A 506-nucleotide genomic window follows, 5' to 3' on the forward strand; every position below is an offset into this window, starting at 1 on the left:
CCATATTTAGGGCGGTGACGCGTGACTTATGCAGAACTTTATAGAGTCCCGACTAAAAAAGTACGGGGTTATATAAACCGAACCAGTTATTTATTCTAATTTATGGGGAAAAGGAAATGGGACAACAAACAAATCAGGTTGGTTGCCCTAGCAAGCTGACTGGCGAGCTAATCGCTAAGGCAAAAGAATATCTGTATGGCGGTTACAAAGATGAAGAAGAAGCGGTCATTCCAAGCGTTGCAGGACTGGCCTGTTATCTCGCTATAGCGCGTTCAACTGTTTATGAATATGCGAAGCAATCAGAAGAGTTTTCGGACACGTTAGAAGGGATTTTGGCGCTACAGGAAAGTAGGCTGATTAACAAGGGGTTGTCAGGTAATTTCAACGCGACTATTACTAAGCTGATGCTGGCTAACCACGGCTACTCTGATAAACAGGAAATCGATCACCGTTCTCCCGATGGCTCTATGTCCCCACAGCCCGCCAAAATAATACTGGTTGCCGGA

Annotated in this window: 1 protein-coding gene; it reads left to right on the forward strand. The window is 45.1% G+C overall.

The genetic code is table 11. The annotated features are described in order from the left end of the window. Positions 1–116: 116 nt before the first annotated feature. On the forward strand, positions 117–506 hold a 390-nt coding region (locus PSI23_RS21945), incomplete at its 3' end, for a DNA-packaging protein (RefSeq protein ID WP_273557040.1).

The sequence above is a fragment of the Xenorhabdus yunnanensis genome (assembly GCF_028598805.1).
Taxonomy (GTDB): Bacteria; Pseudomonadota; Gammaproteobacteria; order Enterobacterales; family Enterobacteriaceae; genus Xenorhabdus; species Xenorhabdus yunnanensis.